Here is a 26,991-nt window from a genome sequence, read left to right as displayed (position 1 = left end):
ATGCAGACCAACATGCGGCGAGAAATCGACGAGATTCCCGAGGCCGCAGCCCGGTTGCTGGAGCGCTCGGCCACGGGGCTGGCGCAAGCCGGCGCGGCGCTGGGCGCCAAGGATCCGGCCTTTCTGGTAACGATCGCCAGGGGCTCTTCCGACCATGCCGCGCTGTTCCTGAAATACGCGATCGAGCTCACGACCGGCCGTCCGGTCGCCTCGCTCGGACCCTCGCTGGCGTCGATATACGGTGCCGATCTGAAACTCGGCGGTGCGGCGGCGATTGCAATCTCGCAGTCCGGCAAGAGCCCGGACATCGTGGCCATGGCCGAAGCCGCGACGCGCGCCGGCGCCGTTTCGATCGCGCTGACGAACACGCTGCCGTCGCCGATTGCCGAGGCCTGCACCCACCCGCTCGACATTCTCGCCGGACCCGAAATTGCCGTGGCGGCGACCAAGTCCTATGTTAACTCGATCGTCGCGGGTCTTGCCGTGCTCGGCGAGTGGACCGGCGACGCGACGCTCAAGCACGCGGTCGCCGATCTGCCGATCCAGCTTGCCAAGGCCGTGAAGCTCGATTGGCAGGATTTCGCCGGCGATCTCGCAGAAGCCGAATCGCTCTATGTGCTGGGCCGCGGTCCGGCGCTGGCGATCGCCAGCGAAGCGGCGCTGAAGTTCAAGGAGACGTCCGGCATGCATGCCGAGGCCTATTCCGCGGCAGAGGTGCTGCACGGACCGGTGGCGCTGGTCGGGCCCCGGTTCCCGGTGCTCGTGCTGGCCGCCCGCGATGCTGCCGAGGCCTCGGTCGCCGATATCGCGGACGGCATGAGCGCCAAGGGCGCGGTGGTGCACGTGACCTCGGCACGCGCGGGCAAGGCAAAGCGCCTGCCCTTCGTCGAGACCGGGCACCCGCTCACCGACGCCTTGGCGCTGATCCTGCCGTTCTATGGCTTCGTCGAGGCCTGGTCCCGCTCTCGCGGTCTGAACCCCGACGCACCGGAGAACCTCAAGAAGGTGACGGAGACACGATGACTGCGAAGAAGACGATCAGCGGAGCGCGGATTTTCGACGGCATCGACTGGCACGACGGGGCAGCCCTCGTGATCGAGGCAGGACACGTCAAGGCGATTGCGCCGGCGGGAAGCGTCCCCGCCAGTGGCGAGACCATCGACGCGCGTGGCCTGCTTCTCGTGCCCGGCTTCATCGATCTGCAGGTGAACGGCGGCGGCGGCGCGCTTCTGAACGAAAAGCCGTCCCTCGAAAGTATCCGGCAGATCTGCGCGGCGCATGCGCAATTCGGCACGACGGCGCTGCTGCCGACGCTGATCACCGACACGCGCGCGGTCAGGACCGCGGCCATCGCCGCAGGCATCGAGGCGAAAGCCGCGGCGGTTCCCGGCTTCCTAGGCCTGCATCTCGAAGGCCCGCATCTTTCCGTCGCGCGCAAGGGGGCTCACGATCCGGCGCTGATCCGTCCGATGGGCGATGACGACCTTGCCGAGATACTCGCCTGCGCAAAGGCGCTCAGCCGTCTGATGCTCACCGTGGCCCCGGAAAACGCCACCAAGGAGCAGGTGCGGGCGCTGGCCGATGCCGGCGTCGTGGTGAGCCTCGGCCATACCGACGTGGATTACGACACCGCCTGCGCCTATGCCAAAGCGGGTGCCCGGACCGTCACGCATCTCTTCAACGCCATGAGCGGACTCGGCCATCGCGAGCCTGGCGTGGTCGGCGCGGCGCTTTCGACCGGCACGCTCCACGCCGGCATGATCGCCGACGGTTTTCACGTTCACCCGGCCTCGATGGGCATCGCGCTGCGCAGCAAGAAAGGCCCGGGACAGATCTTTCTGGTCACCGACGCCATGTCGCCGATCGGCACCGATCAGACGAGCTTCTTCCTGAACGGACGGGAAATCCTGCGCCAGGGCGGGCGCCTGACGCTTGCCGACGGCACGCTTGCCGGCGCCGATATCGACATGCTTTCGTCGGTCCGCTTCGTCCACCAAAAGCTTGGCCTGCCGATCGAGGAGGCGGTCCGCATGGCCTCCGCCTATCCCGCCGACGCCATGGGGATCGCCTCGCACAAGGGCCGGCTCCTGCCGGGTACGGACGCGGATTTCGTGCTGCTCACGCCGGAACTCGCAATGAAATCGACCTGGATCGGCGGGGAGGCGGTTTTTGCGGTTTGAGCTGTTTTGGCTCCTCGCAGGCGAGAGGACGTGCCCCTGGAACGCTGGCGGGATCCCTCGGGAACCCAACCGCCTCAACCCCGCTCGGTCGGGGTTGCCCCTCAACCGGCTGCCGCCACCTTCTCCCCGCAGGCGGGGAGAAGGGATATGCCGCGCCTGCTTCGCTCCCTCGGGCGGGCGGTAATGCGGGGTTCAGTCGGCGCCGCTTGTCCCTTCTCCCCGCCTGCGGGGAGAAGGTCGCGGCAGCGGGATGAGGGGCGGACGCCGGCGGAAACCTTTGCTCTCAAGCCTTTGCCGCCGGCGCATCGAGCCGCGCCCGCATCGCCCTGATCTTTGCCGCGTCCGTGCGGCGGCGCTCCGGCGCGGCGAATCCCATCTCGATGAGGCGCATGTCATTAGCCGGCTCAGCACTTGAGCAGGATGAATGGACCTCGGTGATGGCGAGCCGAGGCACGAGCGCTTCGATCGTGTCGGTGGTAAGGCCCGAGCCGGGCATGATCGAGATCCGTCCCGCCGCCAGTTCGATGAGCCGTTCCAGCGTATCGACCGCTTCCGGTGCCGTTTTCGCGCCGCCCGAGGTCAGGATGCGTTCGAAGCCGAGATCGACGGCGATCTCCATCGCTTCGGCGAAATCTGGCACCAGATCGAAGGCGCGGTGTAGCGTGAGCCCCATCCCTGCCGCGTGGCCGGCGAGTTTCGTCAGCATGCGCGCGTCCAGGCGGCCGTCGGCGAGCGATGCGCCGAGCACCACGCCTGCGAGCCCGGCATGCCGCGCCGCATCGATGTCGCGTCGCATGACCTCGAGGTCTGCCCTGTGATAGATGAAATCGCCCGCCCGCGGCCGGATCATCGCATAGACCGGCACCGGCGGCGGAGCGGCGACGGCCATCAGGCCGGGACTTGGGGTCAGCCCTCCGGCGCCAAGTGCCGAACAGAGTTCGATGCGATCGGCGCCGCCGGCAACGGCTGCCTCCAGGCCATCCGGATCGTCGACGCAGACCTCCAGCGATATGCGGCTCATGCCGATCTCCCTCCGAAACCGAGCAGGGCGGCACCGATCAGGCCGGGCTCCACCCGGCACTCGCCACGCACGACGAGCGGCCGGTCGAAACGCCTGAGGATGCGCGCCCGCACCGCCCGGTCGATCTCGGCGAGCAGCGCTTCGGCATTGGAAAGGCCGCCGCCCACCGGCACGATCGTCGCCCCGGTGATGTTGATCACGAGCGCCAGCGGCGAACTCACCAGATCGACGAAGACGTCGATCGTCCGCGCCGCCTCGGCGTTTCCGTTCTGCCAGCCTTCGATTATGTCGTGACTGGAGAGCGCCTTGCCGTGGACCGTCTCATGAAGCCGTTCCAGCCCGCGTGCACCGCCGGCCGTATCGACGCAGCGGCTCTGGCCGCAGCCGCAGGGAAAGGCCGGTATGGCAATGGGCGGGTGTCCGGCCGCGGCCGCGACGGCCGGGCCGTGGCCCCATTCGCCGGCAAAGCCGCCATCGGCATTGATCAGCCGGCCGTCGATCACGAGCCCGCCGCCGACGCCGGTGCCGAGGATGGCACCGAAGACGATGCGATGGCCGCGCCCGGCGCCGACACCGGCTTCGGCAAGCGCGAAACAATCGGCGTCATTGGCGATCACCACCGGCAGGTGCAGTGCCGCTTCGAGTTCGGCGACGAGCTCACGCCCGTCGATGCAGGGAATGTTGGCGCACTTGATCCGGCGCGTCTCCGGATCGATCACCCCGGTGATCGAGATCGCCACCCTTTCGGGCAGGCCCCCCGCTTCGTCGAGCACGGATTCCATCGCCTCGACGAAGCGGCCGAAATCCGTGAGCGGCGTCGCGCGCCGGGGCAGCGGGAATATCCGCTCAGGCGAATGGGTGATCGCGCCCTTGATCGCCGAGCCGCCGATGTCGAAACAGACGATCATGCGTCGCCCCGGATGGTCGCCTCGGCGGCGAGTGCTGCGGAAAGCAGGCGGTCGTCCTGGTGATGAGGTGCTGCAAGCTGGAAGCCGACCGGCATGCCGGCCGCACCCGTCCCGCAGGGTATGGAGACGCCGCAGAAATCCAGGAAGTTGCCGATCGAGGTATTGCGCAGCGTCCTGGCATTGACCTTGAAGAAGAGATCGTCGTCGGCAAGAAGCGGATCAAGCGGCGGCGCCACATGCGGCAAGGTCGGATGTGCAATCAGTTCGCCGGCCTTGAGAGTCTCGATGGTCTCATGGATCAGCCGGTCTCGGGCGTCGAGGAGGGCGATGTAATCGCTGACGGTGATCTTCTCGCCGAGGCGGGTGCGGGCGACGACGCGCGGGTCCATGCGCTCCGCTTCAGGCCCTGCCAGCCGTTCCCGGTGCAGCGCATAGGCCTCTGCCGTCACCAGAGCGCCGTGGCGGGCGGTAAGCTCGAAAATTTCCGCAAAGCTCGGGAAGGCCTGCCGCCGGACCTTCGCGCCCGCCGCTTCGAGGCGCTTGATCGCTTCCTCGAATGCGGCCACGACTTCCGCTTCGGCATCGTCGAAGACGATCGTCTCGGGAACGACGATGGAAAGATCGGCGATCTCGGCGCGGCGGATCACCGGCGCGGTCAGCCCATGCATGGCGGCGTCGGCCCAGACTGCATCCTGCACCGTCTGGCAAAGGGGGCCAAGCGAATCGAGGCTTTGCGCGAGCGGGAACACGCCCTTCATCGCGTAGCGGCCGCGTGTCGCCTTGTAGCCGACGATGCCGGTCATTGCGGCCGGGATACGGACCGAGCCGCCGGTGTCGGTGCCGATCGCCAGCGGTACGAGGCCGGCCGCGACCGCAGCGGCGGAACCGGAGGAGGAGCCGCCGGGGATGCGATGGACATCCGCGGACCTCGGATTGCGCGGCGTGCCGTAATGCGGATTGATACCGAGGCCGGAGAAGGCGAATTCGCTCATATTGGTCCGCCCGATGCTGACCATGCCGGCGCTGCCGAGGTCCGCGACCACCGTTGCGTCGGCGGCGGCCGGCGACCCTTCAGCCAGAACGACGGAACCTGCGGTCGTGATGCTGCCGGCAAGATCGAAGAGGTCCTTCCAGGCGACGGGCAAGCCGTCGAGCAGCCCGAGGGAGCGGCCGGTCTTGATGCGCGCGGAGGCAGCCTTCGCTTCGCGCGCCGCACGCTCCTGCGTGAGCGCGACGAAGATCGATCGGTCGGGGTGGTCTTCGATCCGCGTCAGGGTTTCCGCGACAAGCGCGACGGGATCGAGCTTGCCGGACTGCACGAGAACGGCGAGGCTCGCAAGTGTTCGTTGGTTGATCATGGCACCTTTTCCGGCTGGCGTTCCAGCGCTCGGATACGATTTTCCTTTCCCTAGATCACGATGTTTTTAGGTCGGGTCGACCTAAAAACATGAACGTGATCGATTCCCAGAAGTTGGAGCGGGATGCGGGCGGAAAACCGCACACACTTTTCCTCACCCCGTTCCAGCATATCGCATTCGTTCGACGCACACGACAATGCCCTCCTCGTTGTCGCGGTAGAGTTGGCGGGGTTCTTCTCCGACGGTAAGGCAACCGGCGGCTTGAGGGCTGTCGCTACAGACGGAAACAGCAGCAGGCCCAAAAACCGCCTCCGGCCGGCTTGCCCCTGCCGGTCGCTCTGCCTACATGCCTTCCGGTTGCACTTATCGGCCAGGGAGACGGTCATGATTCTCGATGCGGCGCGCCTTGCCTTCGCCAATCTTTTCGCGACGGAGACCCGCACGGTCTTCTGGAAGGTCATCGGGCTGACGCTGCTGGCGCTCGTCGCGCTCTGGTTCGCGCTGCGCGAGCTCTTCGTCTGGCTTGCGCTGCCCTGGATCGATGCGCTGATGCCGGGCACGCCCGACTGGGCGGGGTGGCTCACTTTCGTCGTCGGCATCTTCGCGAGCCTGGGGCTCGCGCTCGCGCTGGCGCTGCTGCTGGCGCCGGTGACGGCGCTGATTGCCGGCTTCTTTCTCGACGATGTCGCCGAGGTGGTGGAGAAAAGGGACTATCCCGGCGAGGCGCCCGGCACGCCGCTGCCTCTCGCCGAGGCGATCACCGGTTCGGCGAAATTCCTCGGCGTCGTCATTCTCGGCAACATCGTCGCGCTCTTCCTCCTGTTGGTGCCGGGCGTCAATCTTGTCGCCTTCTTCCTCGTCAACGGCTATCTGCTCGGTCGAGAATTCTTCGAGTTCGCCGCCATGCGCCATCGTCCGCCTGCGGAGGCGCGGCTCTTCCGTGCCAAACATCGCTCCACCGTGTTCCTTGCCGGCCTCGTGCTGGCGGCCTTCCTTGCCGTGCCTCTGCTCAACCTGCTGACGCCGCTCTTTGCCGCCGGCATGATGGTGCACCTGCACAAGATGCTCTCGGCGCGGGACACCGGTTTTTCGGGCACGGCTGCGGCTGCGAGAAGCTGATCGCACCGCTGTCCCTTGACACCCGGCCACGCGCCGACATTCTGCGCCCGACTTTGAACCCGACCGACGGAGAAGCATGATGCGCGATGCGGAAGAGCGGATCACCCGGCTCGAAGAGACGGTGGCCCATCAATTGAAGACCATCGAGGAGCTTTCGGACCAACTGGCGGAGCAATGGAAGGTGGTCGAGCAGACGCGCGCCAAGCTCGATCGTCTGACCGAACGGTTCCTGAGCCTCGAAGAACAGGCGCAAGATGCGACTCCGGTGACGCGCCCGCCGCATTATTGATGCCTCATGATCCGACGAAAAAAGCCTCCGGTCGCATGAACCGGAGGCTTTTGATTACGGTCTGATGTGCGACGATCAGTACGGGCAGGTCTCGTCGGTCATATAGTCGTGAACCTGGACCTTGCCGGCGATGATGTCGGCCTTCACCTTCTCGACCGCTTCCTTCATTTCCGGCGTGATCAGCGCCTGGTTGTGCTCGTCGAGCGCGTAGCCGACTCCGTCTTCCTTGAGGCCGAGGTTGGAGATGCCGAATTCGAACTTGTCGTCCTTCGCGGCCATGAAGGAGTCGTAGACCGCGACGTCGACGCGCTTCAGCATGGATGTCAGCACCTTGGCCGGCTGCAGCATGTTCTGGTTGGAATCGACGCCGATTCCGAGCTTGCCGGCATCCGCTGCCGCCTGCAGCACGCCCACGCCGGTGCCGCCGGCAGCATGATAGACGACGTCGGAGCCCTGATCGATCTGCGACTTGGCGATTTCGCCGCCCTTGACCGGGTCGTTCCATGCATCGGGCGTGGTGCCGGTGTAAGCTTCGAGCACCTTTACGTCCGAGCCGGTCGACTTGGCGCCGCCGACATAGCCGCAGGCGAATTTGTGGATCAGCGGGATGTCCATGCCGCCGACGAAGCTGACCGTCTTGGTCTTGGAGGCGAGGCCGGCAAGAACGCCGACGAGATAGGAGCCTTCCTGCTCCTTGAATACGATCGACTTGACGTTCGGCTTTTCGACAACCATGTCGATGATCGCGAACTTCGTATCCGGATATTCGCCGGCGAGCTTCTCGAGCGACGCGGCCCAGTTGAAGCCGGCCATGACGATCGGGCTGTTGCCGTCGCTGGCGAAGCGGCGCAGCGCCTGTTCGCGCTGGGCGTCGTTGGCGATCTCGAACTCGCGATATTCGATGCCGGTTTCGGTCTTGAACTTTTCGGCCCCGTTGAAGGCCGCTTCGTTGAAGGATTTGTCGAATTTTCCGCCGAGGTCGTAGATGATCGCCGGCTTGATGTCGGCGGCCAGTGCCGTCGCGGACATCATCGAGAATGCAAGGAGACCGAGGATGGTTTTTTTCATTGTAAAGCCCTGTTGTCGCTATTGATCTTTTCGGGTCTTCCGCCGGTCCCGAACGGGGCCCCCACCGCGGAACCCGCCCCTCTCTTTAAGGCTTGGGTGGGCGCATCCTTGCACGGCTTCGGCAAAAAAACATCCAAATTTTTTCGGATGGTAAAAAAGCAGTCCGGCCGCTGAAATGGCCGGCGGAGGCGGCTCACGGCGCAAAAAAGGGGAGCGGACATAGGTCCGCACCCCATTAGATCGTAGGCATGTCGAGAGCGTCGGCTTCGCGCGCCGCGGAGGGGTCAGGCGCCTATCGGGCAGCTGACGCCGGTGCCGCGCAATCCGCAATAGCCGTCCGGATTCTTGGCGAGATATTGCTGGTGATAGTCCTCGGCGAAGTAGAATGGCCCCGCCTTCGCGATTTCGGTGGTGATCTCGCGATCATGGTTGTAGACCCGCAGCGCCTTCTGGAAGGCGTTGCGCGCAGCATTCGCCTCGGCGAGCTGCTCCTCGTCATAGACGTAGATCGCCGAGCGATAGGTGGTGCCGACGTCGTTGCCCTGGCGCATGCCCTGGGTGGGGTCGTGCTCCTCGAAGAATGTCTTCAGCAGGCGCTGAAGCGAGACCTTGGCCGGATCGTAGACCACCAGCACCACCTCCGTGTGGCCGGTCAACCCTGTCGTCGTCTCCTGATAGGTCGGATTGGGCGTGAGCCCGCCGGAGTAGCCGGCAGCGGTCACGTAGACGCCGGGGATCTCCCACAGGAGACGCTCGGCCCCCCAGAAGCAGCCCATACCGAAGAGGACCTTCTTCATGCCCTCCGGATAAGGGCCCTTGAGCGGCCGCCCCGACACGAAATGCGTCGTCGCGGTCGGGATCTCCTCCTCTCGGCCGGGCAGCGCCGTTGCGGCATCGGGCAGGATGGTCTTCTTGTTGAACATGTCGATCAGAAACATCTGAGGCTCCTTTCGTCAGCGCTCATGGGAGCGAGCCGTGCGGCTCCGGCGCTCAGGCGGCAAAGCGCCCGGCGGCGGGTTTCTTCCTGTATCCGGCCATCCACAGGAGGAGGGCGAGGGCGAGGAATACGGCAAAGGCGGGCTGCGCCAGAACCCAGTGCAGCGCCCTGAGCCACATTGCCGGCCCGGCTCCGGTCCGCTGCAGCGACTGAACCCAGTTCAGTTGATCGGATCCGATCGCAGCTATGCCGTCGGCAAGCGAAGTGATGACCGGCTCCGACGCCGCTACCGACTGAATGGAATCGATCGTCCCTGCAAAGACCGCAGCCATCAGCGCCAGAAAGCTCGCAAACCGCAGCAGCAACCGCATCCGCTCCCCCTTTCGGCTCGTCCTGCGCAAGAGATAGGCGCAAGGGCGGGCAAGCGCAATGGCCGGTCATCCGCAGCACCTTTCAAGGCATGTCAATAATATGTCAGAAACCAGTTGATCCCGCGCGCATCATCGGTATATATCGCGCCCGTCTCCCGGTTTCACCGGTGACGCGGAGAAGCTTCGCTTTTCCCCATCCAGCCGGATCGACCGCCGGCTGCAGAAGGATGGACAGGTGGCCGAGTGGTTGAAGGCGCACGCCTGGAACGCGTGTATACGTGAAAGCGTATCGAGGGTTCGAATCCCTCTCTGTCCGCCACTTCAGTCCACTGCGTGGGCACTGAGTTAGTCCTTTATTCGCCACCAGCATTCTTGACGCCTATCTGCCTGTGCCGAGCGCCCGTCTCCGCTATTCAGCGGCGGCTTCCCTGATCGCTCCGATGACCCATTCATTCAGGCTCTTGCCCGCTGCTGCGGCAGCGACGGCCGCTGCGGCATGATCTTCGGGATCGAGGCGGACATTGAACTTGCCGGAGAATTTCCGGCGTGGCTCGATGCCCTTTTCCCGGCACATTTCGAGATAAACGTCCAGTGACCTACGGCCTTCCTCGATCGATCGTGGACGCTTTCGGCATAGAAGTCGGCACCGCCATTCAGGCCGACAAACTCGCCGCGCAGCATCTGAATCTCGGGGTCGAAAGCGACAACCGCCTTCTCGCCATTGATTTCGACGACATTGTTCATGGCTTTACTCCGTGTTCGTCCAGCCATTTCCGGACGCTGGCAGCCGCACCTTTGATGAGGGCGGTGTAAGACGCCCACTTCGTCTGATCACCACGCTGTTTGGATCAGATGGCGCCGAGTTTTCGATGAATTACGGGTTTCCGACTTGATCGCCGACGGCAGGACACCGAACTCTCTCAAAAATACACGCGCAAAATGGCTCGTGCTGGTGTAGCCCACTTCAAGTGATATCTCCGTCACATTTCTGTCCGTCTCGGCCAACATGCGCCTGGCTTCGGTCAGTCGCGCGAGTTGAAGATAGCGATAGACCGGCTTTCCGAACTCCTTCTGGAATCCTGCCTTGAGCCGCTTTTCGCTGAGACCGCATCTCCGGGCCAGTTCTGCGATGGTCCATGTCCGGGAAAGCTCATCGAGCAAGATATCGCGAGCGGCCTCGATACGGCGGCGGTCGCGATTGGTCGGCGCCGGAAGCGGAGCCGGCGAGGACACGCAGGCGATCGCAGCGTCGATGATGTCGAGGCAACGCGCCTCCATCGCCAGATCGTTCTCGTTCAAAAGACTGCTGTCGAGCAGGCTTTTCGCCTGTCCTGCGATGCGCTCCGGCAGAGATAGCGCGCCGATCCAGCAGGCGCCGCAGGAAGCGACATGGTGCGGATGCCCTCGGGTCAGGACGGCGAAGGCCCCGAGCCATCCCAAGCGCTCCAGGAAATCGAGCCCAATGCGTATGTCGATTCCATGAAACCGTGCTCCCGCGGGAACATCGTATCTGCCCGTGGCTCCCTGGGGCGCGAAGGTGAGATACATCATTCCCCGCCGGTAGGGTATGGACAGGTCTTCTCCGCCGTCCGGCGGCGATATCCATCCACGTCCGGTTGCATTGAACAGAATGTCGATCGCCAAGCAAGGGGCGCTCCGCACGGGCTCCCCCAGCGCTGTTCCTGCGATGACGTCGAAGACTGTCAAATTCAGCCCGGCATGAATCCCGAACACCTTGCAAAGGCCGCCCGATACCGGCTGCGCCGATGCCACGTCGGCGGGATCGACGCCGATCGAGGCGGCCGATTCCAACTCGGACTGGATCAGGGTGCGGCGCTGGATATGGAATGTCATACCGGATTCTGTGTCATCGAAAAAATAACGGACCGGATCGCACTATCGGAAACCCTGAATGCAATAGTCAAGTTTTTTCGACTGCAGTAATCCGTTCGCCGAACAGGAATGCTGCACTTGACTGGAATAGCCGAACAGAGCACACGGGCCACGCCCTACATCGTTCTCGGATTGCTGAGCGGGCTTTACGCTGCCCAGTCCGCGACGGGAAGCATGGTGCAGACGGCGCTCCCCGTCGCATTGCGCGATACCGGTGTGTCGCTCGACCGGATCGGCTTTCTCGCCATCCTGATAATGCCCTGGGTTCTCAAGTTTCTCTGGGCTCCGCTTGTCGACAGGTTTGGGACACAGCGCAACTGGATCCTGGTCTGCCAGCTTGCCCTGATCGTCTTTTTCGGCGTTGCGGCCCGTCTTCCCCTGAGACCCATCTGCCGTCGCTTTCCATTGTTCTCCTCGCGATGGCTTTCGTTGCCGCGACCCAAGACGTTGCAACCGATTCTCTCGCCGTTCATGCCACGACGCAGGAGACCCGCGGCAAGGCCAGCGGGGCAAGCACCGGCGGCGGCTATCTTGGATTCCTGATCGGCAGCGGTTTGTGGCTGCCGATCTATGCCTATGCCGGATGGGCCGCTTCGATGTGGGCAATGGCCAGCTTCATCGCGGTGCTTACGCTGCCGACGCTCGCCGCTACCCATATTGGACGCCATGCGTCCCGACCGCGCGGGCGGCCAGGGTTCCGCGCGGTCCTTTCCAACCGGCCGCTGGTCGGCGGCATCGGCTTTCTTATCCTCTATCAATGCGGCGTACGCCTCGGTACGTCGATGCTCAGCCCGTTCATGGTGGATATCGGCTTCCCTGTGGCGACGATCGGCTGGGTCAGGGGCGCCGGTGGCGCTGTGGTCGGGCTCATCGGGGCGCTGGCCGGCGCCGCCCTCGTCCAGCGATTCGGATCAGGAAGAACGCTTGCTGCGTTCGCCGCCGTCAATCTTCTTGCATTTGCGGGTCTCGCATTGTTCGCCTTCGGCATCTGGCAGGGGGACATCGCCGCCATTGTCCTGCTGCTGGTCCAGGCCGCCGCCGTCGCGATGTCCTTTGTCGCGCTCTACGCGATGATGATGAACTGGTCCGACACCGAGCAGGCAGCGACGGATTTTGCGGTTCTGCAGAGCCTCGATGCGGCCCTCGCCGTTGCGATGGGAGTGATTGCCGGCGTCATCGCCCAGCACGCCGGCTATGGCGTCGTGTTCGCGGCAACGGCCCTGCTCCTGGCTTTTGCCGCGTGGCGCTCGCCGAGACGCGCCCGATCCATCGCCATCCTCCTTCCGCGCCATTCGTCGACGGCCGTCGTCCCATCCTTACCCGTTCAGGAGTCCCGCCCATGAGCCGAACCCTTCTCGCCAGCGCATCCGTCTTGGCGCTTTCCTCTCTCGCCTGGCCCGGCACTGCCAGCGCGCAGCAGAAAGAGGAGACCACCGTTCTGGAACCTATTACGGTCACGGCCACGAAGCGCGTGCAGGAAGCGTTCGAGGTGCCGGCCACGGTCGCGATCGTCGAGGCGCAGGAATTGCAGGATCGAGGGATTGCCAGCGCCGGCGAACTGGACAGGGCTTTTGTCGATACCAACATCCGGTCCCGCTCCAACCGCGCCTATACCAACGTCACCGTTCGTGGGCAGTCCTCGGTCGATTACTATGAGCCGAGCGTCCAGCTTTATGTCGATGGCCTTCCCCAGGACCCCTCGATCTTCAGCCAGTTGCTCCCTGCCGGTCTGGACAGCGTCGAACTCCTCTACGGGCCGCAAGGCACGCTCTATGGTCGCGGCGCGATCGGCGGGGTCATCAACGTGGTGACGCGCAAGCCTGACAATGAATTGCGTGTCGATACCGCCGGGGCGCTGCACACGCAGGGAGGAGACGCCAGCCTGCTGCTCAATACGCCGATCATCGACGGGGTGATATACGGTGACGCGGCCCTGACCTTCCGACGGGAGGCCGACCAGTACACCTTATTGGGCAGCGGACAGGAGATCGGCGGAACCGATGACCTGAACGGCCGCATCCGCCTGCGCTACGCGCCCGATGACAGCCCGCTGGATGTCATGGTGAGCACCCAGCGCGGCCGCGTCGATTCTACCGAAGAGCAATTCGTCATGGAATCGATGTTCAACGACCGCATCGCACTGCCTATCGACTCACGCTACCGGCTGGACACCGCCAGCTTCGGGGTCAATGCATCCTACGACCTTGACTTCGCCACCATCACGGCGCTGACCGGCTATCAGGACCGTAAGCTCGACCGCACCACGCTCGGTTTTCAGACGCCCGAGGACCAGACGACATTCAGCCAGGAATTGCGTATCGCTTCCGATCCGGAACTCGGCAACGCGCTCGACTATGTGGTTGGCGTATACGGGCAGCGTCTCGATTTCGAGCGGCGGACCCCGCTGATCGGTCAGGTTTCGCAGCAGACGATCGATTCCTATGCAATATTCGGAGACTTGGCGTGGCATGCGACAGACAGGCTCGACATCTCGCCGGGCCTCCGGTTCGATTATGAAAAGGCATGGGCGCGTGCCGACGGCGCCGTGACGATCGCCGGTGAGCGCAGCTTCGGCGGCGTCTCGCCCAAGCTCGGCGCGAGCTACGCGCTTGACGACGAATGGCGCGTGCATGGCCTGTTCTCGACGGGTTACAAGGCCGGCGGATTCACCCGCAATGTGACGCCCGAGAACATCGCCTTCACCTACGATCCGCAGAACACCTACAATGGCGAAACCGGCATCAAGTACAGAGCGCTCGACGGATCGCTGGAGGCGTCGCTTTCAGCCTACTACAATGTGACGAAAGACTATCAGCTGTTCGTCGGCGATGTGTACCTGAAGTACCTTCAGAACGCAGGCGAAGTCACCGCGAAGGGCATCAATCTCGCCGTCCGCGCCAATCCGACCGAGCGGCTGGGCATCGCCGGAGGCCTCGGCTTCAACCGCACGACGTTCACCAGATACGAGAACTCGGTGAATCCTGGCATCGACTACACCGGTAATCGGGTGCCTTACGCACCGGAATTCACGGCAAATCTCGCGCTGGACTACGCATTCGATCTGGCCGAAGGCTGGGGACAGCTCATTCCTCGTGCGGGAATGACCTATGCCGGATCAGTGTTCTTCGACGAAACCAATACCATTGGCCAGAAGGGGTTCTTCCTGGTCGATCTTGGCCTGAGCTGGAAAGTGAGTGAGCAGGTGGTCGCCGATGTGTTCGTCAACAACGTCTTCGACGAGACGTATGCGGTCTACGGCTTCACCGAAGCAACCTACGGGAATCTCTATCAGCTTGGCACCGGGCGCGCCTTCGGCGGCCGTGTGAGCTTCAAGTTCTGAAAGCAGAAACGATGCGTATCCTGATCGTCGGCGCGGGACCGGCGGGTCTCGCCCTCGCTGCAGCATTGCGGGCACATGGCATGACGGCCGTGGTCGTTGAACGGGCCGAGCAGAACCGCGCCGCCGGCTATGCGATAGGTGTTCACGTCAATGGCTGGAATGCGGCGGAACGGCTGGGTCTCCTCGACGCGTTCAGGGCGCGCGCCGTTTCCCTGGGCACGGCGGAATATCGCAGCCCGGAGGGCCGGCGCCTCTTCTCCTATAATTATCATGCTCTGGCGCGGGCGGTGAACGGCAAGATGTTTTCCATCATGCGGGACGCCGTACAGGACGTCCTGCTCGAGGCCGTCGGGGATCGCACCGATCTGAGATACGGGACGACGGTGACCGCGCTCGCAAACAGGGAAGACGGTGTCGATGTCGTGCTGTCGACAGGCTCGACGGAAAGCTTCGACATCGTCGTGGGAGCGGATGGCTGGCGCAGCGCGATCCGCCAGATGTGTTTCGGCCCGCATGAGACCTTTCTGAGGCCTCTGGGTTTTCGCGCGGCCGCATGGCGAATGCCGCTAGCCACTCCGCTCGACTCCAGCTTCGTCGGCATGATGGACGTCGATCACCAGGGCGGGCTCTACGAGGTTGGCGACGGAACTGCCGCGACCCTGTTCTGCTGGCGCGATTCCTCGACCGGGCGCGTGGCTCCGGAGGCGCGGCAGAAGACGCTGATGGAGCGCTTCGGCCAATGGTCTCATCCCGTTTCGCTGGCGCTCTCGACGCCGGTCGACTGGCAGCGGGGTTTCTTCGATACGATTGCACAAATCGAGGTGCCCCGATGGTCGAGCGGCCGCGTGGTGCTTCTGGGAGATGCGGCCTGGTGTTTGACCTTTCTGTCCGGTCAGGGAACGTCCACCGCATTAGCCGGCGCCTGGATTCTCGCGTCGGAGTTGGCGGCAAAGCCGCATGCTCAGGCATTCGAGGCCTACGAATCCCGCCTGAAACCGATGGTCACGAGGATGCAGGCCACGTCGCGCCGCATCGGTGGCCATTTCGTACCGGAAAGCAAGCTCGGCCTGCGCATCCAGTCATGGACCCTCCCGCTCCTTCTTTCGCGGCCGTTTGCCGGATTTCTCGCACGACGGATGTCGGCCGAGGAACTCGAACTGGATGTGCGATAGGTGCCGGGCTGTTCGAGAAGAAGGCGGAAAACCGCACGCGCTTCATGCCGCTCTGGAGGAAGCAAGATGGTGCCGGCAAGCGTACCTCACCGACCTTCATCGCGTAGTGCCGCGCCGGCGCAAGCGCGCATGAAGAGAGCGCGGCTCCGGAGCGCGATGACGAGTGCGCTCACGATCAGGGCGCCCGCGATTGCGAAAGTGATCCGCATGCCGGCGGCAACGGCCACGGCTGGTGCGGCCGCGATGTCGGGTGCAGCCGATGCGAAGGCGAAGACGGCTCCCATGACCGATGCGCCGGTGATGAGCCCGAGATTGCGCGAGAGATTGAGCATGCCGGAGACGACGCCGCGCCGATCCGGGCGGACATCCACCATCACGGCCGTATTGTTGGCTGCCTGGAACAGCTGGTAACCCGGGGTCAGGACGAGCATCGCGGCCAGGTAGCCGGCGACGCCGAACATCTCCGGAAGCACCGACAGGGCGAATGAGCCGGCGGCCATTGCGAGGAGGCCTGTGACGATCACGAACGGGGCTCCCAGGCGGTCAACGGCACGGCCGGCCGGCAGACCGCTCAGGGCGGAGACGACCGGACCCGCCGACATGACGATCCCGACGAGCGCCTCGCCGAGCCCGAGCGCGCGCGAGAGGTAGAACGGCCCCACCACCAGCGTTGCCATCATCACCGTCGAGACGAGTGCGCTCATGGCAAGCCCCGCACCGAGCACCGGGTCACGGAGAGCCTCGGGCCGCATCAAGGGGGAGGTCGCTCTCCGCTCGGCCAGTACGAAGAGACCGGCGCCGACGACGGCAGCAGTCAGGAGCGCCATGTTGAGCAGACCGAAACTGTCGTGCGCAACCGTCATGGCGAGTGCATAGGCGGCGAGCGTCAGGCCGAGCAGCAGCGTGCCCGGAACGTCGAAGCCAGCGCGCTCCGCCGCAGACCCTTGGCGATCGGCTGGCAGCGAGCGACGAGCGAGAAGAAAGGCCAGGGCGCCGAGCGGCACGTTGACGAGGAAGATCGCCTGCCAGCCGAGACCGGCGATCAGAACGCCACCGAGCGACGGCCCCAGCGCGGTGCCGATCGCAGACATGGTGCCCAGCAGGCCCATGGCGCCACCGGTCTTTTCCTTCGCCACGGTCTCGCCGACCAGGGCCATGGCGAGCGCCATCATGACCGCCGCTCCGAGCCCCTGAACCGCCCGGGCGGCAATGAGGAGCGGCAGGCTCGGTGCAGCGCCGCTCAACCCCGAAGCCACCGTGAACAGCAGGATTCCGGCAAGCAGCAGCCGCCGGCGCCCGACCATGTCGCCGAGCCGGCCGACACCGACGATCAGGGTGGTGATGGCAAGGAGATAGGCGAGGACGACCCACTGGACTTGCTGGAACGAGGCGGAGAACGCCGTGGCGAGGCTCGGCAGGCCGACATTCGCGATGCTGGTGCCGAGCGAGGACAGCAGCATGGAGAGCGAAAGACTGGCGAGCGCCCATCCGGCCGAGGCGCCCGTGTGCGGATTTCCACCGGCGGCATCGTCTGCTGCGGCAACGGCTGGTTTCGGCATGAACATTCCTTCCTGAGGACCTTGAAGCATTCCGAGGAGAAGCTAGCCGCGCGACCGTCATGGCGGAACACGCACGATTTGCACTTCACTCGTGCATTTGACGCCGTGCCTGGATGAAACCTGTGCTACTGTCGTTGCATGCCGAAGCCCGATCTCAATCTCCTCGTCACCCTCGACGTGCTGCTCGCAGAAGGCAGCGTCGCGCGCGCAGCCAAGCGGCTGCGCTTGAGTCCCTCGGCAATGAGCCGGTCTCTCCAGCGATTGCGCGAGACGACCGGCGACCCGCTTCTGGTTCGGGCTGGGCGCGGCCTCGTTGCCACGCCGCGTGCCCTCGATCTGCGCGAGAAGGTGGGCCGGCTGGTGGAGGAGGCGGAAGCCGTCCTGCGGCCGCAGGAGAAACTCGATCTGAGACGGCTCGTCCGGACCTTCACGCTGCGAACCAGCGACGGCTTCGTCGAAAACTTCGGGCCGTGCCTCCTTGCACGGCTCGGCGCGGAAGCCCCCGGGGTACGCCTGGCCTTCGTGCAGAAGTCGGACAAGGGCAGCGGCCCGCTTCGGGACGGGAGCGTCGATCTCGAGACAGGTGTGGTGGGTGAGGCGACGGGGCCGGAGTTGCGGACGCAGGCTCTGTTCCGGGACCGGTTCATCGGCGTCGTGCGCAATGGCCACGCTTTGAGCGGGGACGAGGTTACGCCGGCCCGCTACGCCGCCGGCAGGCACATCCTTGTTTCACGGCGGGGGCCGGAGAAGGCGGCTGTCGGCATCGACGATACCCTGGAGTCGATCGGATTGGAGCGCGAGATCGTTACCATCGTAGGCGGCTTTTCGAGCGCCCTGGCGCTGGCTCGTTCCTCGGACCTGATCGCCAGCGTTCCTGAACGCCACACGAGCGCCCTGCGTCAGGGAATGCACAGCTTTCCGCTGCCCTTCTCCCTACCGCAGATCACGGTTTCGCTGCTCTGGCATCCGCGGCTCGATGCCGATCCGGCGCATCGCTGGCTGCGCGGCTGCATTCGCGAGGTTTGCATTGCGCAAGGCTCAGACATGCCGGCCTCGGCAAGTTGAGAAGCGGCGCGCTTCAACTTCTACCTTCGCGCGCCCTTAGGCCGTTCTCCACGCTCGAAACACCGATGACCGAGGCGGCTGCCTCGCCGGCAGAGGCGATGTCGGCTTCGCTTCCAACCGTACCGGAGAGCACGACGATGTTGCCTAAAGCGATCACCTCCATATCGCTCGTATCGATCGCAGTCGCGTAGCGAAGGAAGTGCAGAACTTTCTCCGCCAGATCGTCATCGGTCAGATGAGGATCGTCGTCCTTGTGAGAATAGTTCGGGTATTCGCTCGGCATTTCTGGTCGTTCCCGTCCTTGATCGCAACGCTTGGCAGCCCCGGAATGTTCCGGTCGCGCATGACCGCGCTCGCGCTGATTCATCTGTAATTGCTGCATGTTGGCTTGGGTTGTCCTCGAATCAAGGAGACCTGCAGCATGCGCCTCCCTTGCTTCCGCGGCTCGAACAGGGCTATGGCTTGGAAACCCATCAAGGCTCTTCCATGTCCGACGTCTTCCTGAACGTTCTACCGATCTTCGTCCTGATTCTGACCGGCTGGCTCATCGTCCGGCTCGGCTACCTGAAGCCGGCCGTCGGCGAGGCGCTCGGCGATTTCGTCTTCCGCGTCGCGGTGCCGGTGCTTCTCTTCCGTACCATCGCCGAGGCGGATTTCAAGGAAGGGTCGCCCTGGCCGCTCTGGGTCGCCTATTTCTCCGGCGTCGCGGTGACCTGGACCATCGGCCATCTGGCGGCGACGCTCGGCTTCGGCCGGGACGCGCGCATGGGCGTGCTTGCAGGCGTTTCGTCAGCCTTCGCCAATACGGTCTTCATAGGCCTGCCCCTTGTTTCCCGCCTTGTCGGGGAAGACGGGATCGTTGCGCTGTCGATCCTGCTCTCCGTCCATCTGCCGGTCATGATGATTGCCGGAACGGTGATGATGGAGCGTGCGGAACGCCAGACGACCGGTGCACCGGGGCAGGGCATCTGGAAGCTCATGGGCGGAGTTGCCCGCAATCTCGTCCGCAATCCCCTCGTGATCGGCCTTGCCTTCGGCGCTCTCTTCCATCTCCTCGGACAACCCCTCGGCGGGCCGGTGAAGATCGTGGTCGATCAGCTTGCGGGCGTGGCAGCGCCCGCAGCGCTCGTTTCGATCGGCATGGCGCTCGACAAATACGGCCTTGCCGGCAATACCGGGCTCGCGGCCGTGACGAGCACCCTCAAGCTCCTGGTGCTGCCGGGCGCCGTCTTCGCCGCCTGCCACCTGCTGGGCCTGAACGACAGCTGGACCGCGGCGCTGGTTCTCACCTCATCCGTCCCGACCGGCGTCAACGCCTGGCTGATCGCCAACCATTTCAATGTCGGGCACGCACTCGCCTCCTCGACCATCACGCTGACCACCGCACTCGGCGTCGTCAGCGTGTCGGTATGGGCCTATCTGCTGATGTGACTGGGTGCCCACTCGCCTGCTCGAGTTCTGCCCCTGCCCCTCAACCGGCTGCCGCCACCTTCTCCCCGCAGGCGGGGAGAAGGGATATGCCGCGCTCGCTCGCTCCCTCGGGCGGGCGGCGAATGCGGGGTTCAGTTGGCGCCGCTTGTCCCTTCTCCCCGCCTGCGGGGAGAAGGTGCCGGCAGGCGGATAGGGGCGGCATTCCGGACCGAAGGCTGTGCTCAGAACAGCCGGTCGAGCCAGCCATGCGGGTCCGGCGCGCGGCCGTTCTGGATGTCGAGCAAGGCTGACTTCAGGCGGCTGGCTACCGGACCGGCTCCGCCGTCGCCAATGGTGAAGCTGTGTTCGCGGCCCTTGACCTTGCCGATCGGCGTTACGACCGCAGCCGTCCCGCAGGCGAAGGCCTCGGTGAGGCGGCCGCTTTCCGCATCCGCCTGCCACTGGTCGATGGCATAGGGCTCTTCGCGCACCGTAAGCCCCATATCGCGGGCAAGCGTGATCAGCGAATCGCGCGTGATGCCCGGCAGGATCGTGCCCGTCAGCGGCGGCGTCTGCAGCGAGCCGTCGCGGAAAACGAAGAAGACGTTCATGCCGCCGAGCTCTTCGACGAAGCGGCGTTCCACCGCGTCGAGGAACACCACCTGCTCGCAGCCCTCCTGCATCGCCTCCGCCTGCGCCGCGAGGCTCGCGGCGTAGTTGCCGCCGCATTTGGCCTCGCCGGTGCCGCCGGGCGCTGCCCGGGTGTAATTCTCCGAAACCCATATGGTAACGGCCGGGGCGCCGCCCTTGAAGTAGGAACCGACCGAGGAAGCAATGACGCAGTAGAGATATTCAGCCGAAGGCTTCACGCCGAGGAGCACTTCCGTGGCGATCATGAACGGCCGGAGATAGAGCGCGGCTCCTTCGCCGGCGGGTATCCAGTCGCGGTCGATACGAACCAGTTCGCGCACGGATTGGACGAACAGCTCCTCCGGCAGCGGCGCCATTGCGAGCCGAAGGGCGGAGTTGCGGAAACGGCGCGCATTGGCATCGGGACGAAACAGCGTGGCGCCGCCGTCGGGCAGGCGATAGGCCTTCATACCCTCGAAGATCTCCTGGGCGTAGTGCAGCACCAGTGTCGACGGATCGAGATCGAACGCCTTCCGCGGGCCGATCTTCGCATCGTGCCAGCCGCGCCCCTCGGAATAGCGGATCGTCGCCATGTGATCGGTGAACACGCGCCCGAAGCCCGGATTCGCAAGCAGCGCATCGCGCTCGCTGGTCGCCACTCTGGTCGGGTTCTGCTCGAACAGGAAAGTCTGCTCACCGCTACCGGTCATCTGTCGTCTGCTCCTTCGTTCCGAGCGGTTGGTGTCGCTCGCATTGCATATGTCGAATGGTGGAGGCCATTCTATATCATGATGCGGCCAGGCTCATCACACCTGCGGGATGTGAAAAAACCCGATCGACCGACCGGGTTTTCAGGTAGACTGGCCGTGTGCTGGCCGCAATCAGTTTGCCGGAGCCGGCGCTGGAGCGCCGGTCTGACCTGCCGGAGCAGCCTCGCCTTCAGCCGGGGCGGGAGTTGTTCCGCCTTCAGCCGGGGCCGGGCTGGCTTCAGTGGCTGCAGGGGCCGCACCGCCTTCAGCTGGAGCGGGAGCTGCGGCACCTTCGGCAGCGGCGGGGGCCTGTCCCTCCTGACCAGCAGCCGGTGCCGCCTCGGTCGAGCCTGCCGCGCCGGCGTCCGGCAGCGGGGCCGGGCTGTCCGCCTGCTCACGCAGCCAGACGATCAGGTTGGCGCGCTCGTCGACTTTCTTGATGCCGGCGAAGCCCATCGCCGTGCCGGGCACGTGCTTCTTCGGCGCTTCGAGGAAGTAGCTCAGATGATCGTAGTCCCACACGACCTTGCCGCCTTCTGCGAAGGTCTGCATGCCTGCGGAATAGCTGAAGCCCTCATGCGAGGCGACCGGGCGGTTGACGACGCTCCAGAGATTCGGGCCGACCTTGTTCGGTCCGCCCTTCTCCACGGTGTGACAGCTTGCGCATTTCTTGAACACGGCCTCGCCGGCGGAGGCATCGGCGCTGGCGAGCAGCGGCCCGATCGGCTCGGACTTCGCTTCCTCGCCGCCGGCAGCACCCGCCTCGCCTGCCGTTTCCTCGGCGACGATGGCGAACCCTTCCTTCTCGGGAGCTTCGGAATGGAAAATGCCTTCCGACGCAATGGATACGGACATCAGAACGAAGACCGTACCCAACAAGGCACCCACACCCATGTTCACATATGGATTCATCTGCAAACGCTCCCTTAGCCACCGGCACAAACAAAAAGCCGGCCCATCTTGAAATCGCGCGGAACCTATGTCTTTTGGCTCTGCGTTGCAACAGAGATTATCAACCCCGGAGTGAGACGTTTTGACACTTTCTCCGGGTTTTTGAAGGCCGGACGATGAATCGTGAACAATCGGGCAAAACCCTCGTACTCATTCCGGCGCGCATGGCGTCGACGCGCCTTCCCGGCAAGCCGCTTGCCGATATTTGCGGCCTGCCGATGATCGTGCAGGTGGCAAGGCGGGCGGCGGAAGCCGAGGTCGGGCGGATCGTGGTGGCGGTCGATCATCCCGATGTCTTCGCGGCCGTGACCGGCGCCGGCTTCGAGGCGATCATGACGCGTGTCGATCACCAGTCCGGCTCCGACCGGATCCACGAGGCGCTCCTGAAGGCCGATCCGCATGGCGAAGCGGAAATCGTCATCAACGTGCAGGGCGATCTTCCGACCATCGAGCCCGGTCCGATTCGTGCCGCGCTGAAGCCGCTGGAAAATCCCTCGACCGACATCGCCACACTGACCGTGGCGATCACCGACGAACACGAAAAGACCAATCCCAACGTCGTCAAGGTCGTCGGCTCCCCGCTTTCCGACAGTCGCTTTCGCGCGCTCTATTTCACCCGCGCCACCGCGCCCTATGGCGAAGGGCCCCTCTATCACCACATCGGGCTTTATGCCTATCGTCGCAAGGCGCTGGAGACTTTCGTTTCGCTGAAGCCGTCGTCGCTCGAGAAGCGCGAATCGCTGGAGCAATTGCGGGCGCTCGAAGCGGGCATGCGCATCGATGTCGAGATCGTGGACTCAGTGCCGCTCGGGGTCGACACGCCGGCCGATCTCGACAAGGCCCGCCGCATCCTTTCCGCCCGCGTCTGACATTCCGACAGCAAGGGGACCAAAGTGACCGCCAAGACCAACCGGATTTCATTCCAGGGCGACTACGGCGCCAATTCCGACATGGCCTGCCGCGACATGTTCCCGTCGATGGAACCGCTGCCGTGCCAGACCTTCGAGGACGCTTTCCTGGCGGTGGAAAACGGCGAGGCCGATCTCGCCATGATCCCGATCGAGAACACGATTGCCGGACGCGTCGCCGACATCCATCACCTCCTGCCGGAATCGCGCCTGCATATCGTCGGCGAATATTTCATGCCGATTCGCTTCCAGCTGATGGTGCTGCCCGGCGTCGGGCGCGAGGAAATCCGCACCGTGCACAGCCATATCCACGCGCTCGGCCAGTGCCGCAAGATCGTGCGTGCCAACGGGTGGAAGCCGGTGGTCGCGGGCGATACGGCCGGCGCCGCCAAGCTCGTCAAGGAAGTGGGCGACCGCTCAATGGCGGCGCTTGCTCCGCGCCTTGCCGCCGACCTCTACGGCCTCGACATCATTGCCGAGAACGTCGAGGATACCGACAGCAACGTAACGCGCTTCGTCGTGCTGTCCAGAGAGGAGAGCAGGGTCGCCCGCACCTCGAAGGACGAACTGATCATCACGACCTTCGTCTTCAACGTGCGCAATATCCCGGCGGCGCTCTACAAGGCGATGGGCGGTTTCGCGACGAACGGCATCAACATGACCAAGCTCGAGAGCTACCAGCTCGGCGGCAAGTTCGTGGCCACCCAGTTCTATGCGGACATCGAGGGGCATCCGGACGATATAGGCGTGCGCCACGCGATGGACGAGCTGCGCTTCTTCTCGGAAAATGTGCGCATCCTCGGCACCTATCCGGCGCATCCGATGCGCGGCGTGCTCTGACCACGCGGTGCGGTTTCGACCGACCCACGCCACCTTCGGGGCGGCACAAGAAAATGGCAAAACTCGTTAACCGGCTACGCGTCCAGTGCATGCCTAATTTGCAATCATGGAACTACTTAAATCTTGGGCAAATGCCTATTTAGCTCTCGTACAAAGAAGGAGCTAAAAAGATGAAAATCCGTCAGAAGATTACGGAATACGTAAAGATGCGCCGTGCGGTCCGCGAGCTGAACGCCCTCGACGATCACGCCCTGAGCGATATCGGTATTTCCCGTTCCCAGATTCGGGCTGCCGTTTACGGCCGCTAATACCGGGATGACCGCGCGCCGCATTTGACCGCGCGACATCCGAAGTCTTCCACACCCCGCCTCCGTGCGGGGTGTGAGCGTTTTATACGCATGGTTGCTTACGGGCGTTCAACGTTTCTCACGCGGCATGGCTACTCGTCGTAAAGGCAGACACGCAGGCGATGCCCGTCCGGATCGAGTGCGACGAAGGTCGGCCCGAAATCCATCCGTGTCAGTTCCTGGGCGATCGGCAGGCCCATTGCGCGCCATTCCTCGTAACGCGCACGCACAGCCTCTTCCCCCTTTACCATGAAGGCGATTTCGGCTCGGCTGCCGTCGCCGATAGGCTGAGGCTGCACTTTCTCCCTTGCCCACAGGCCGAGAACGAAACCGTCCTGCATCTCGAAGGATGAGAAGGTCGGAAAGGTGGCGGTCGGCTCTTTGCCCAGAAGCTTCCTGTAGAATTCGACGCTGGCCGGTGGGTCCATGACGTAGAGGACGATGAGATTGGGTGTTGCCATGATGGTCTCCTTGTTTCGAGACCTGAAGGCTAGCCCGGCATGCTGCCAGTTTCTGTCAGCAGTGTGCGGGGCAGCAAAGAAATCTCCGGGGATCAGATTCCGGCGGGATCGATGCTGTTCACGGCGCGCCAGTCCTTGAGCAGGGCTTGGCGGCGGCGCGGATAGCGATCGTCGAGCATCGCCGCTTCTGCAATCCGGTCCGTCCGGAAATGCCGGAAATCCTGCCTCAGTTCGCACCAGGCCGCGAGCACCCGGACCTCTTCGAAGAAACCAAGTGCGAAGGGCCAGACCGTCCGGCGGCTATCGCGGCCGTCATTGTCGACGTAGCGCAGTGCGAGCTTGTGTTCGCTGCGGATCGATTTGCGCAAGAGGCTGAGGTCGATCGTTTCGCCACCCGGTTTTCGCGGGCCCACCAGTAGGGTCGAATGCTCGAGTTTCTCTTTCAGGTCCGCCGGAAGCACCGAGCCGATCTTCGCCAGCGCATCGGCGGCTGCGGCCGCGAGCCTTGGATCGCCGCGTTTGGCGACCCAGCGTGACCCTAGCACCAGCGCCTCGATCTCCTCCTCGGAAAACATCATGGGGGGAAGCATGAAGCCGGGCCTGAGCACGTAGCCGATGCCGGGCTCGCCTTCTATGTGCGCGCCCCGGGCCTGCAGGCTGGCTATGTCCCGGTAGAGGGTTCTGAGACTGACGCCGGTTTCCTCGGCGAGCCGCCGGCCGCTGACCGGCTGGCGATAACGCCTCAGCACCTGCATGAGATCGAGCAGGCGTTCCGATCGGGACATGGCACCTCAGCTGCGCTCGGGCCAGGCGAGCCAGTCGCGCATGAGCTGGTGCGCAATGGCGCCCTTCGGCGGCGGAATGTGCTCGTCTCCGGTGTCGGCGACGCCCGTGGCACGCTCCAGCATCGCCTCGGTTTCCGCCCGCGTGAACCAGCGGACGTCTTCCAGTTCCTGTTCGTCGCGCTTGATGGCGGTCGACTTCGCTTCCGCATAGCAGCCGATCATCAGCGAATGGGGAAGCGGCCAGGGCTGCGACGCATGATAGCGCACGCGCCCGATCCGGATGCCGGACTCCTCCAGCGTTTCCCGCCGCACCGCATTTTCGATTGTCTCGCCCGGTTCGACGAAACCGGCGAGGCAGGAATACATGCCCGGCGTAAAATGCGGGCTGCGGCCGAGCAGGCATTGATCGCGCTCGATATCGATCGTCAGCATGATGACGACCGGATCGGTACGCGGGAAGACCATGTGCCCGCAGGCCGTACAGATGCGCCTGTAGCCGCCGGCCGCACCGTCCATCGGGCCGCCGCAGCGGCCGCAGAACCGGTTGCCGGCGTTCCAGACGATCAGGCTCGACGCTTGTGCAAACTGTCCCAGCAGGTTCTCCGGCAGCATCTGCTGGCGATAGAGCATGCGGGCATCGGCGATCTTGAAGGGCTCCGGCACCGTCTCCTCCGTCAGCCCCGAAGGCACGGCAAGACGCGGCTCGCCGTTCGGCAGAAAGCCGAGCAGGACCGCATCGTCCATGGTCGGCTCGAGCCCCGCCAGTTCATAGGGCGCGAAAAGCGGATCGATGATCTTCTCGTCGTGCTTGACGATCAGCTTCGCCCCGGAGAAAGCCAGGAAATGCGCGCCGGGATGCTTGAGCGCCGCCTCGATGCAATCGTCGGGACGATGCTCGGACTTGCGATCCAGGTGGTTCTCCGCGAAGGCGACGAGCGTGCTCGGCTCGGGGTGCGGGCTGTGAAGATCGAAGATCGTTTTCGTCATGCTCAGAGATTTTCCATGATGCGTGCTGCGAATGTCCTATGCTCCTCCTCCGGCCACGGCTCGGCCTTGCCGAAGCCCCAGACCGGGCCCGGCCAGTTCGGATCGCCTTCGCGGCGGGCGATGACATGCACGTGAAGCTGCCGGACGATGTTGCCGAGCGCGCCGATATTGATCTTTTCGGCGCCGGTCGCCTTCTTCAGGCCCGCCGCCACCAGATTGGTCTCGAAGGTCAGCATCGCCTGGTCGAGCGGAGTCAGTTCGAAGACCTCCTTTATGTCGGCGCGCTGGGGTACGAGGATCAGCCAAGGCCAGCGCCGATCGTTCATCAGCCGCATCTGGCACAGCCCGAGCGTGCCGATCGGGATGCCGTCGCGCTCAAGTCGCTCGTCAAGCGTGAAGGTCGTCAAGAAATTCTCCTCGGCATCAAACGGATTCGCTTTGTTTTGCATATCGATACCAGTTTTTTGAAGGCTTGGCTTGCATTTGCTGCGGATATTGCCGATATGAAAGCCGGGAGGTTGGTGGTGGACGAGCCACTCGCCAACCGGGTCAGGTCCGGAAGGAAGCAGCCCTAACGAGCCCCGGCACGGGTCATCGTGCCAGCCTCCCACCTTCTCCGTCCTGTCGGGACACCACCTTCTTC

Annotated in this window: 28 protein-coding genes, 1 tRNA gene, 1 other RNA gene and 1 pseudogene; 15 read left to right on the top strand and 16 right to left on the bottom strand. The window is 64.3% G+C overall.

Translation table 11 applies throughout. The annotated features are described in order from the left end of the window. Both M1D34_RS14625 and nagA read left to right on the top strand, forming a co-directional pair. The gene (locus tag M1D34_RS14625; RefSeq protein WP_033052056.1) at positions 1-1,023 is read left to right on the top strand and encodes an SIS domain-containing protein; all 1,023 of its coding nucleotides are present in this window, start codon (positions 1-3) and stop codon (positions 1,021-1,023) included. Beyond that, on the top strand, positions 1,020-2,180 hold the full coding sequence (gene nagA, locus M1D34_RS14620; RefSeq protein WP_498779629.1) for an N-acetylglucosamine-6-phosphate deacetylase: 1,161 nt from the start codon (positions 1,020-1,022) through the stop codon (positions 2,178-2,180). The genes M1D34_RS14625 and nagA overlap by 4 nt, the downstream gene beginning before the upstream one ends. 283 nt (positions 2,181-2,463) lie before the next feature. On the opposite strand, the gene M1D34_RS14615 is transcribed toward nagA, so the two are convergent. The 3 genes from M1D34_RS14615 to M1D34_RS14605 are packed head-to-tail and all read right to left on the bottom strand — an operon-like array spanning position 2,464 to position 5,467. Beyond that, positions 2,464-3,201, bottom strand: coding sequence for a copper homeostasis protein CutC (locus tag M1D34_RS14615; protein WP_028011523.1), 738 nt, complete (start codon positions 3,199-3,201; stop codon positions 2,464-2,466). Then, positions 3,198-4,109, bottom strand: a complete 912-nt coding sequence (locus tag M1D34_RS14610) for an ROK family protein (RefSeq protein WP_498779627.1) — start codon at positions 4,107-4,109, stop codon at positions 3,198-3,200. The genes M1D34_RS14615 and M1D34_RS14610 overlap by 4 nt, the downstream gene beginning before the upstream one ends. Beyond that, positions 4,106-5,467 (bottom strand): amidase, encoded by a 1,362-nt coding sequence (locus M1D34_RS14605; RefSeq protein ID WP_498779625.1) that lies wholly within the window; start codon positions 5,465-5,467, stop codon positions 4,106-4,108. The genes M1D34_RS14610 and M1D34_RS14605 overlap by 4 nt, the downstream gene beginning before the upstream one ends. A gap of 384 nt (positions 5,468-5,851) precedes the next feature. Between M1D34_RS14605 and M1D34_RS14600 the strand changes: the two genes are divergently transcribed. Beyond that, positions 5,852-6,586 carry a sulfate transporter family protein gene (locus M1D34_RS14600; RefSeq protein ID WP_498779623.1) on the top strand — a complete coding sequence of 245 codons (735 nt, stop codon included), beginning with the start codon at positions 5,852-5,854 and terminating at the stop codon, positions 6,584-6,586. 79 nt (positions 6,587-6,665) lie between these two features. Continuing rightward, positions 6,666-6,875, top strand: coding sequence for a SlyX family protein (locus M1D34_RS14595; RefSeq protein ID WP_003533442.1), 210 nt, complete (start codon positions 6,666-6,668; stop codon positions 6,873-6,875). 75 nt (positions 6,876-6,950) lie between these two features. Here the strand turns inward: M1D34_RS14595 and M1D34_RS14590 are convergent, their stop codons facing one another. The 3 genes from M1D34_RS14590 to M1D34_RS14580 form a co-directional block, all read right to left on the bottom strand. Next, positions 6,951-7,943 (bottom strand): BMP family lipoprotein, encoded by a 993-nt coding sequence (locus M1D34_RS14590; RefSeq protein WP_498779621.1) that lies wholly within the window; start codon positions 7,941-7,943, stop codon positions 6,951-6,953. Positions 7,944-8,227: 284 nt separating this feature from the next. Further along, complete coding sequence (gene msrA / locus M1D34_RS14585; protein ID WP_003533440.1) at positions 8,228-8,881, bottom strand: peptide-methionine (S)-S-oxide reductase MsrA; 654 nt, start codon at positions 8,879-8,881, stop codon at positions 8,228-8,230. A gap of 52 nt (positions 8,882-8,933) precedes the next feature. Beyond that, positions 8,934-9,251: a membrane protein gene (locus M1D34_RS14580; protein WP_003533439.1), complete on the bottom strand. Its 318-nt coding sequence runs from the start codon at positions 9,249-9,251 to the stop codon at positions 8,934-8,936. A gap of 229 nt (positions 9,252-9,480) precedes the next feature. Between M1D34_RS14580 and M1D34_RS14575 the strand changes: the two genes are divergently transcribed. After that, a tRNA-Ser gene (locus M1D34_RS14575) sits at positions 9,481-9,570 on the top strand. Positions 9,571-9,660: 90 nt separating this feature from the next. Here the strand turns inward: M1D34_RS14575 and M1D34_RS14570 are convergent. Beyond that, positions 9,661-9,825, bottom strand: a complete 165-nt coding sequence (locus M1D34_RS14570; RefSeq protein ID WP_010968426.1) for a type II toxin-antitoxin system HicB family antitoxin — start codon at positions 9,823-9,825, stop codon at positions 9,661-9,663. Between the two features lie 17 nt (positions 9,826-9,842). Between M1D34_RS14570 and M1D34_RS14565 the strand changes: the two genes are divergently transcribed. Next, positions 9,843-10,064 (top strand): hypothetical protein, encoded by a 222-nt coding sequence (locus tag M1D34_RS14565; protein WP_017264514.1) that lies wholly within the window; start codon positions 9,843-9,845, stop codon positions 10,062-10,064. A gap of 18 nt (positions 10,065-10,082) precedes the next feature. Here the strand turns inward: M1D34_RS14565 and M1D34_RS14560 are convergent, their stop codons facing one another. After that, a complete protein-coding gene (locus tag M1D34_RS14560; RefSeq protein ID WP_153317975.1) occupies positions 10,083-11,105 on the bottom strand; it encodes a helix-turn-helix domain-containing protein in 1,023 nt (340 codons plus the stop codon). 108 nt (positions 11,106-11,213) lie between these two features. Between M1D34_RS14560 and M1D34_RS14555 the strand changes: the two are divergent. From M1D34_RS14555 to M1D34_RS14545, 3 genes and pseudogenes are all read left to right on the top strand, one after another. After that, positions 11,214-12,487: pseudogene (locus M1D34_RS14555) on the top strand (MFS transporter). After that, positions 12,484-14,484, top strand: coding sequence for a TonB-dependent receptor (locus M1D34_RS14550; protein WP_498779617.1), 2,001 nt, complete (start codon positions 12,484-12,486; stop codon positions 14,482-14,484). Before M1D34_RS14555 ends, M1D34_RS14550 begins: the two are co-directional and overlap by 4 nt. Before the next feature lie 11 nt (positions 14,485-14,495). After that, on the top strand, positions 14,496-15,656 hold the full coding sequence (locus M1D34_RS14545) for an FAD-dependent monooxygenase (protein WP_498779615.1): 1,161 nt from the start codon (positions 14,496-14,498) through the stop codon (positions 15,654-15,656). 86 nt (positions 15,657-15,742) lie between these two features. On the opposite strand, the gene M1D34_RS14540 is transcribed toward M1D34_RS14545, so the two are convergent. Continuing rightward, positions 15,743-17,221 carry an MFS transporter gene (locus M1D34_RS14540; RefSeq protein ID WP_498779613.1) on the bottom strand — a complete coding sequence of 493 codons (1,479 nt, stop codon included), beginning with the start codon at positions 17,219-17,221 and terminating at the stop codon, positions 15,743-15,745. Between the two features lie 132 nt (positions 17,222-17,353). On the opposite strand from M1D34_RS14540, the gene M1D34_RS14535 reads away from it, so the two are divergent. Then, the gene (locus M1D34_RS14535; protein WP_153313213.1) at positions 17,354-18,280 is read left to right on the top strand and encodes a LysR family transcriptional regulator; all 927 of its coding nucleotides are present in this window, start codon (positions 17,354-17,356) and stop codon (positions 18,278-18,280) included. A 13-nt stretch (positions 18,281-18,293) separates the two neighbouring features. On the opposite strand, the gene M1D34_RS14530 is transcribed toward M1D34_RS14535, so the two are convergent. Beyond that, positions 18,294-18,563, bottom strand: a complete 270-nt coding sequence (locus M1D34_RS14530; protein WP_010968434.1) for a BON domain-containing protein — start codon at positions 18,561-18,563, stop codon at positions 18,294-18,296. 203 nt (positions 18,564-18,766) lie between these two features. Between M1D34_RS14530 and M1D34_RS14525 the strand changes: the two genes are divergently transcribed. Next, positions 18,767-19,711, top strand: coding sequence for an AEC family transporter (locus M1D34_RS14525; protein WP_003533430.1), 945 nt, complete (start codon positions 18,767-18,769; stop codon positions 19,709-19,711). A 221-nt stretch (positions 19,712-19,932) separates the two neighbouring features. Here the strand turns inward: M1D34_RS14525 and M1D34_RS14520 are convergent, their stop codons facing one another. Both M1D34_RS14520 and M1D34_RS14515 read right to left on the bottom strand, forming a co-directional pair. Next, positions 19,933-21,030, bottom strand: a complete 1,098-nt coding sequence (locus tag M1D34_RS14520; RefSeq protein ID WP_028011506.1) for a branched-chain amino acid aminotransferase — start codon at positions 21,028-21,030, stop codon at positions 19,933-19,935. Between the two features lie 171 nt (positions 21,031-21,201). Next, entirely contained in the window at positions 21,202-21,981 is a 780-nt protein-coding gene (locus M1D34_RS14515) for a c-type cytochrome (protein WP_498779610.1), read from the bottom strand. Positions 21,982-22,136: 155 nt separating this feature from the next. Between M1D34_RS14515 and M1D34_RS14510 the strand changes: the two genes are divergently transcribed. The 3 genes from M1D34_RS14510 (at position 22,137) to M1D34_RS14500 (ending at position 24,076) form a co-directional block, all read left to right on the top strand. Beyond that, positions 22,137-22,889, top strand: coding sequence for a 3-deoxy-manno-octulosonate cytidylyltransferase (locus M1D34_RS14510; protein ID WP_107607897.1), 753 nt, complete (start codon positions 22,137-22,139; stop codon positions 22,887-22,889). 24 nt (positions 22,890-22,913) lie between these two features. Next, entirely contained in the window at positions 22,914-23,768 is an 855-nt protein-coding gene (locus M1D34_RS14505) for a prephenate dehydratase (protein WP_003533422.1), read from the top strand. Between the two features lie 170 nt (positions 23,769-23,938). Continuing rightward, the gene (locus M1D34_RS14500; protein WP_498779607.1) at positions 23,939-24,076 is read left to right on the top strand and encodes a DUF1127 domain-containing protein; all 138 of its coding nucleotides are present in this window, start codon (positions 23,939-23,941) and stop codon (positions 24,074-24,076) included. Positions 24,077-24,207: 131 nt separating this feature from the next. Here the strand turns inward: M1D34_RS14500 and M1D34_RS14495 are convergent, their stop codons facing one another. The 4 genes from M1D34_RS14495 to M1D34_RS14480 all read right to left on the bottom strand — a co-directional run bounded on the left by M1D34_RS14495 (position 24,208) and on the right by M1D34_RS14480 (position 26,797). After that, positions 24,208-24,576 carry a VOC family protein gene (locus tag M1D34_RS14495; protein ID WP_027990397.1) on the bottom strand — a complete coding sequence of 123 codons (369 nt, stop codon included), beginning with the start codon at positions 24,574-24,576 and terminating at the stop codon, positions 24,208-24,210. Between the two features lie 92 nt (positions 24,577-24,668). Then, on the bottom strand, positions 24,669-25,361 hold the full coding sequence (locus M1D34_RS14490; RefSeq protein WP_027990396.1) for a helix-turn-helix transcriptional regulator: 693 nt from the start codon (positions 25,359-25,361) through the stop codon (positions 24,669-24,671). Between the two features lie 6 nt (positions 25,362-25,367). Further along, positions 25,368-26,348 carry an NAD(+) diphosphatase gene (gene nudC / locus M1D34_RS14485; protein WP_003533418.1) on the bottom strand — a complete coding sequence of 327 codons (981 nt, stop codon included), beginning with the start codon at positions 26,346-26,348 and terminating at the stop codon, positions 25,368-25,370. A gap of 2 nt (positions 26,349-26,350) precedes the next feature. After that, complete coding sequence (locus M1D34_RS14480) at positions 26,351-26,797, bottom strand: HIT domain-containing protein (protein WP_013844995.1); 447 nt, start codon at positions 26,795-26,797, stop codon at positions 26,351-26,353. 64 nt (positions 26,798-26,861) lie between these two features. Here M1D34_RS14480 and ffs point away from each other — a divergent pair. Next, positions 26,862-26,959: signal recognition particle sRNA small type (gene ffs / locus M1D34_RS14475), an RNA gene on the top strand. Positions 26,960-26,991: the final 32 nt, after the last annotated feature.

This window comes from Ensifer sp. D2-11 (genome assembly GCF_054161295.1).
This window is presented reverse-complemented; position numbering and strand designations above follow the sequence as displayed.

Bases quoted from the DNA above. Each gene is read 5' to 3' on its own strand.
- M1D34_RS14625 (WP_033052056.1), top strand. From the start codon at position 1: ATGCAGACCAACATGCGGCGAGAAATCGACGAGATTCCCGAGGCCGCA.
- nagA (WP_498779629.1), top strand. From the start codon at position 1,020: ATGACTGCGAAGAAGACGATCAGCGGAGCGCGGATTTTCGACGGCATC.
- M1D34_RS14615 (WP_028011523.1), bottom strand. From the start codon at position 3,201: ATGAGCCGCATATCGCTGGAGGTCTGCGTCGACGATCCGGATGGCCTG.
- M1D34_RS14610 (WP_498779627.1), bottom strand. From the start codon at position 4,109: ATGATCGTCTGTTTCGACATCGGCGGCTCGGCGATCAAGGGCGCGATC.
- M1D34_RS14605 (WP_498779625.1), bottom strand. From the start codon at position 5,467: ATGATCAACCAACGAACACTTGCGAGCCTCGCCGTTCTCGTGCAGTCC.
- M1D34_RS14600 (WP_498779623.1), top strand. From the start codon at position 5,852: ATGATTCTCGATGCGGCGCGCCTTGCCTTCGCCAATCTTTTCGCGACG.
- M1D34_RS14595 (WP_003533442.1), top strand. From the start codon at position 6,666: ATGCGCGATGCGGAAGAGCGGATCACCCGGCTCGAAGAGACGGTGGCC.
- M1D34_RS14590 (WP_498779621.1), bottom strand. From the start codon at position 7,943: ATGAAAAAAACCATCCTCGGTCTCCTTGCATTCTCGATGATGTCCGCG.
- msrA (WP_003533440.1), bottom strand. From the start codon at position 8,881: ATGTTTCTGATCGACATGTTCAACAAGAAGACCATCCTGCCCGATGCC.
- M1D34_RS14580 (WP_003533439.1), bottom strand. From the start codon at position 9,251: ATGCGGTTGCTGCTGCGGTTTGCGAGCTTTCTGGCGCTGATGGCTGCG.
- M1D34_RS14570 (WP_010968426.1), bottom strand. From the start codon at position 9,825: ATGTGCCGGGAAAAGGGCATCGAGCCACGCCGGAAATTCTCCGGCAAG.
- M1D34_RS14560 (WP_153317975.1), bottom strand. From the start codon at position 11,105: ATGACATTCCATATCCAGCGCCGCACCCTGATCCAGTCCGAGTTGGAA.
- M1D34_RS14550 (WP_498779617.1), top strand. From the start codon at position 12,484: ATGAGCCGAACCCTTCTCGCCAGCGCATCCGTCTTGGCGCTTTCCTCT.
- M1D34_RS14545 (WP_498779615.1), top strand. From the start codon at position 14,496: ATGCGTATCCTGATCGTCGGCGCGGGACCGGCGGGTCTCGCCCTCGCT.
- M1D34_RS14540 (WP_498779613.1), bottom strand. From the start codon at position 17,221: ATGTTCATGCCGAAACCAGCCGTTGCCGCAGCAGACGATGCCGCCGGT.
- M1D34_RS14535 (WP_153313213.1), top strand. From the start codon at position 17,354: ATGCCGAAGCCCGATCTCAATCTCCTCGTCACCCTCGACGTGCTGCTC.
- M1D34_RS14530 (WP_010968434.1), bottom strand. From the start codon at position 18,563: ATGCCGAGCGAATACCCGAACTATTCTCACAAGGACGACGATCCTCAT.
- M1D34_RS14525 (WP_003533430.1), top strand. From the start codon at position 18,767: ATGTCCGACGTCTTCCTGAACGTTCTACCGATCTTCGTCCTGATTCTG.
- M1D34_RS14520 (WP_028011506.1), bottom strand. From the start codon at position 21,030: ATGACCGGTAGCGGTGAGCAGACTTTCCTGTTCGAGCAGAACCCGACC.
- M1D34_RS14515 (WP_498779610.1), bottom strand. From the start codon at position 21,981: ATGAATCCATATGTGAACATGGGTGTGGGTGCCTTGTTGGGTACGGTC.
- M1D34_RS14510 (WP_107607897.1), top strand. From the start codon at position 22,137: ATGAATCGTGAACAATCGGGCAAAACCCTCGTACTCATTCCGGCGCGC.
- M1D34_RS14500 (WP_498779607.1), top strand. From the start codon at position 23,939: ATGAAAATCCGTCAGAAGATTACGGAATACGTAAAGATGCGCCGTGCG.
- M1D34_RS14495 (WP_027990397.1), bottom strand. From the start codon at position 24,576: ATGGCAACACCCAATCTCATCGTCCTCTACGTCATGGACCCACCGGCC.
- M1D34_RS14490 (WP_027990396.1), bottom strand. From the start codon at position 25,361: ATGTCCCGATCGGAACGCCTGCTCGATCTCATGCAGGTGCTGAGGCGT.
- nudC (WP_003533418.1), bottom strand. From the start codon at position 26,348: ATGACGAAAACGATCTTCGATCTTCACAGCCCGCACCCCGAGCCGAGC.
- M1D34_RS14480 (WP_013844995.1), bottom strand. From the start codon at position 26,797: ATGCAAAACAAAGCGAATCCGTTTGATGCCGAGGAGAATTTCTTGACG.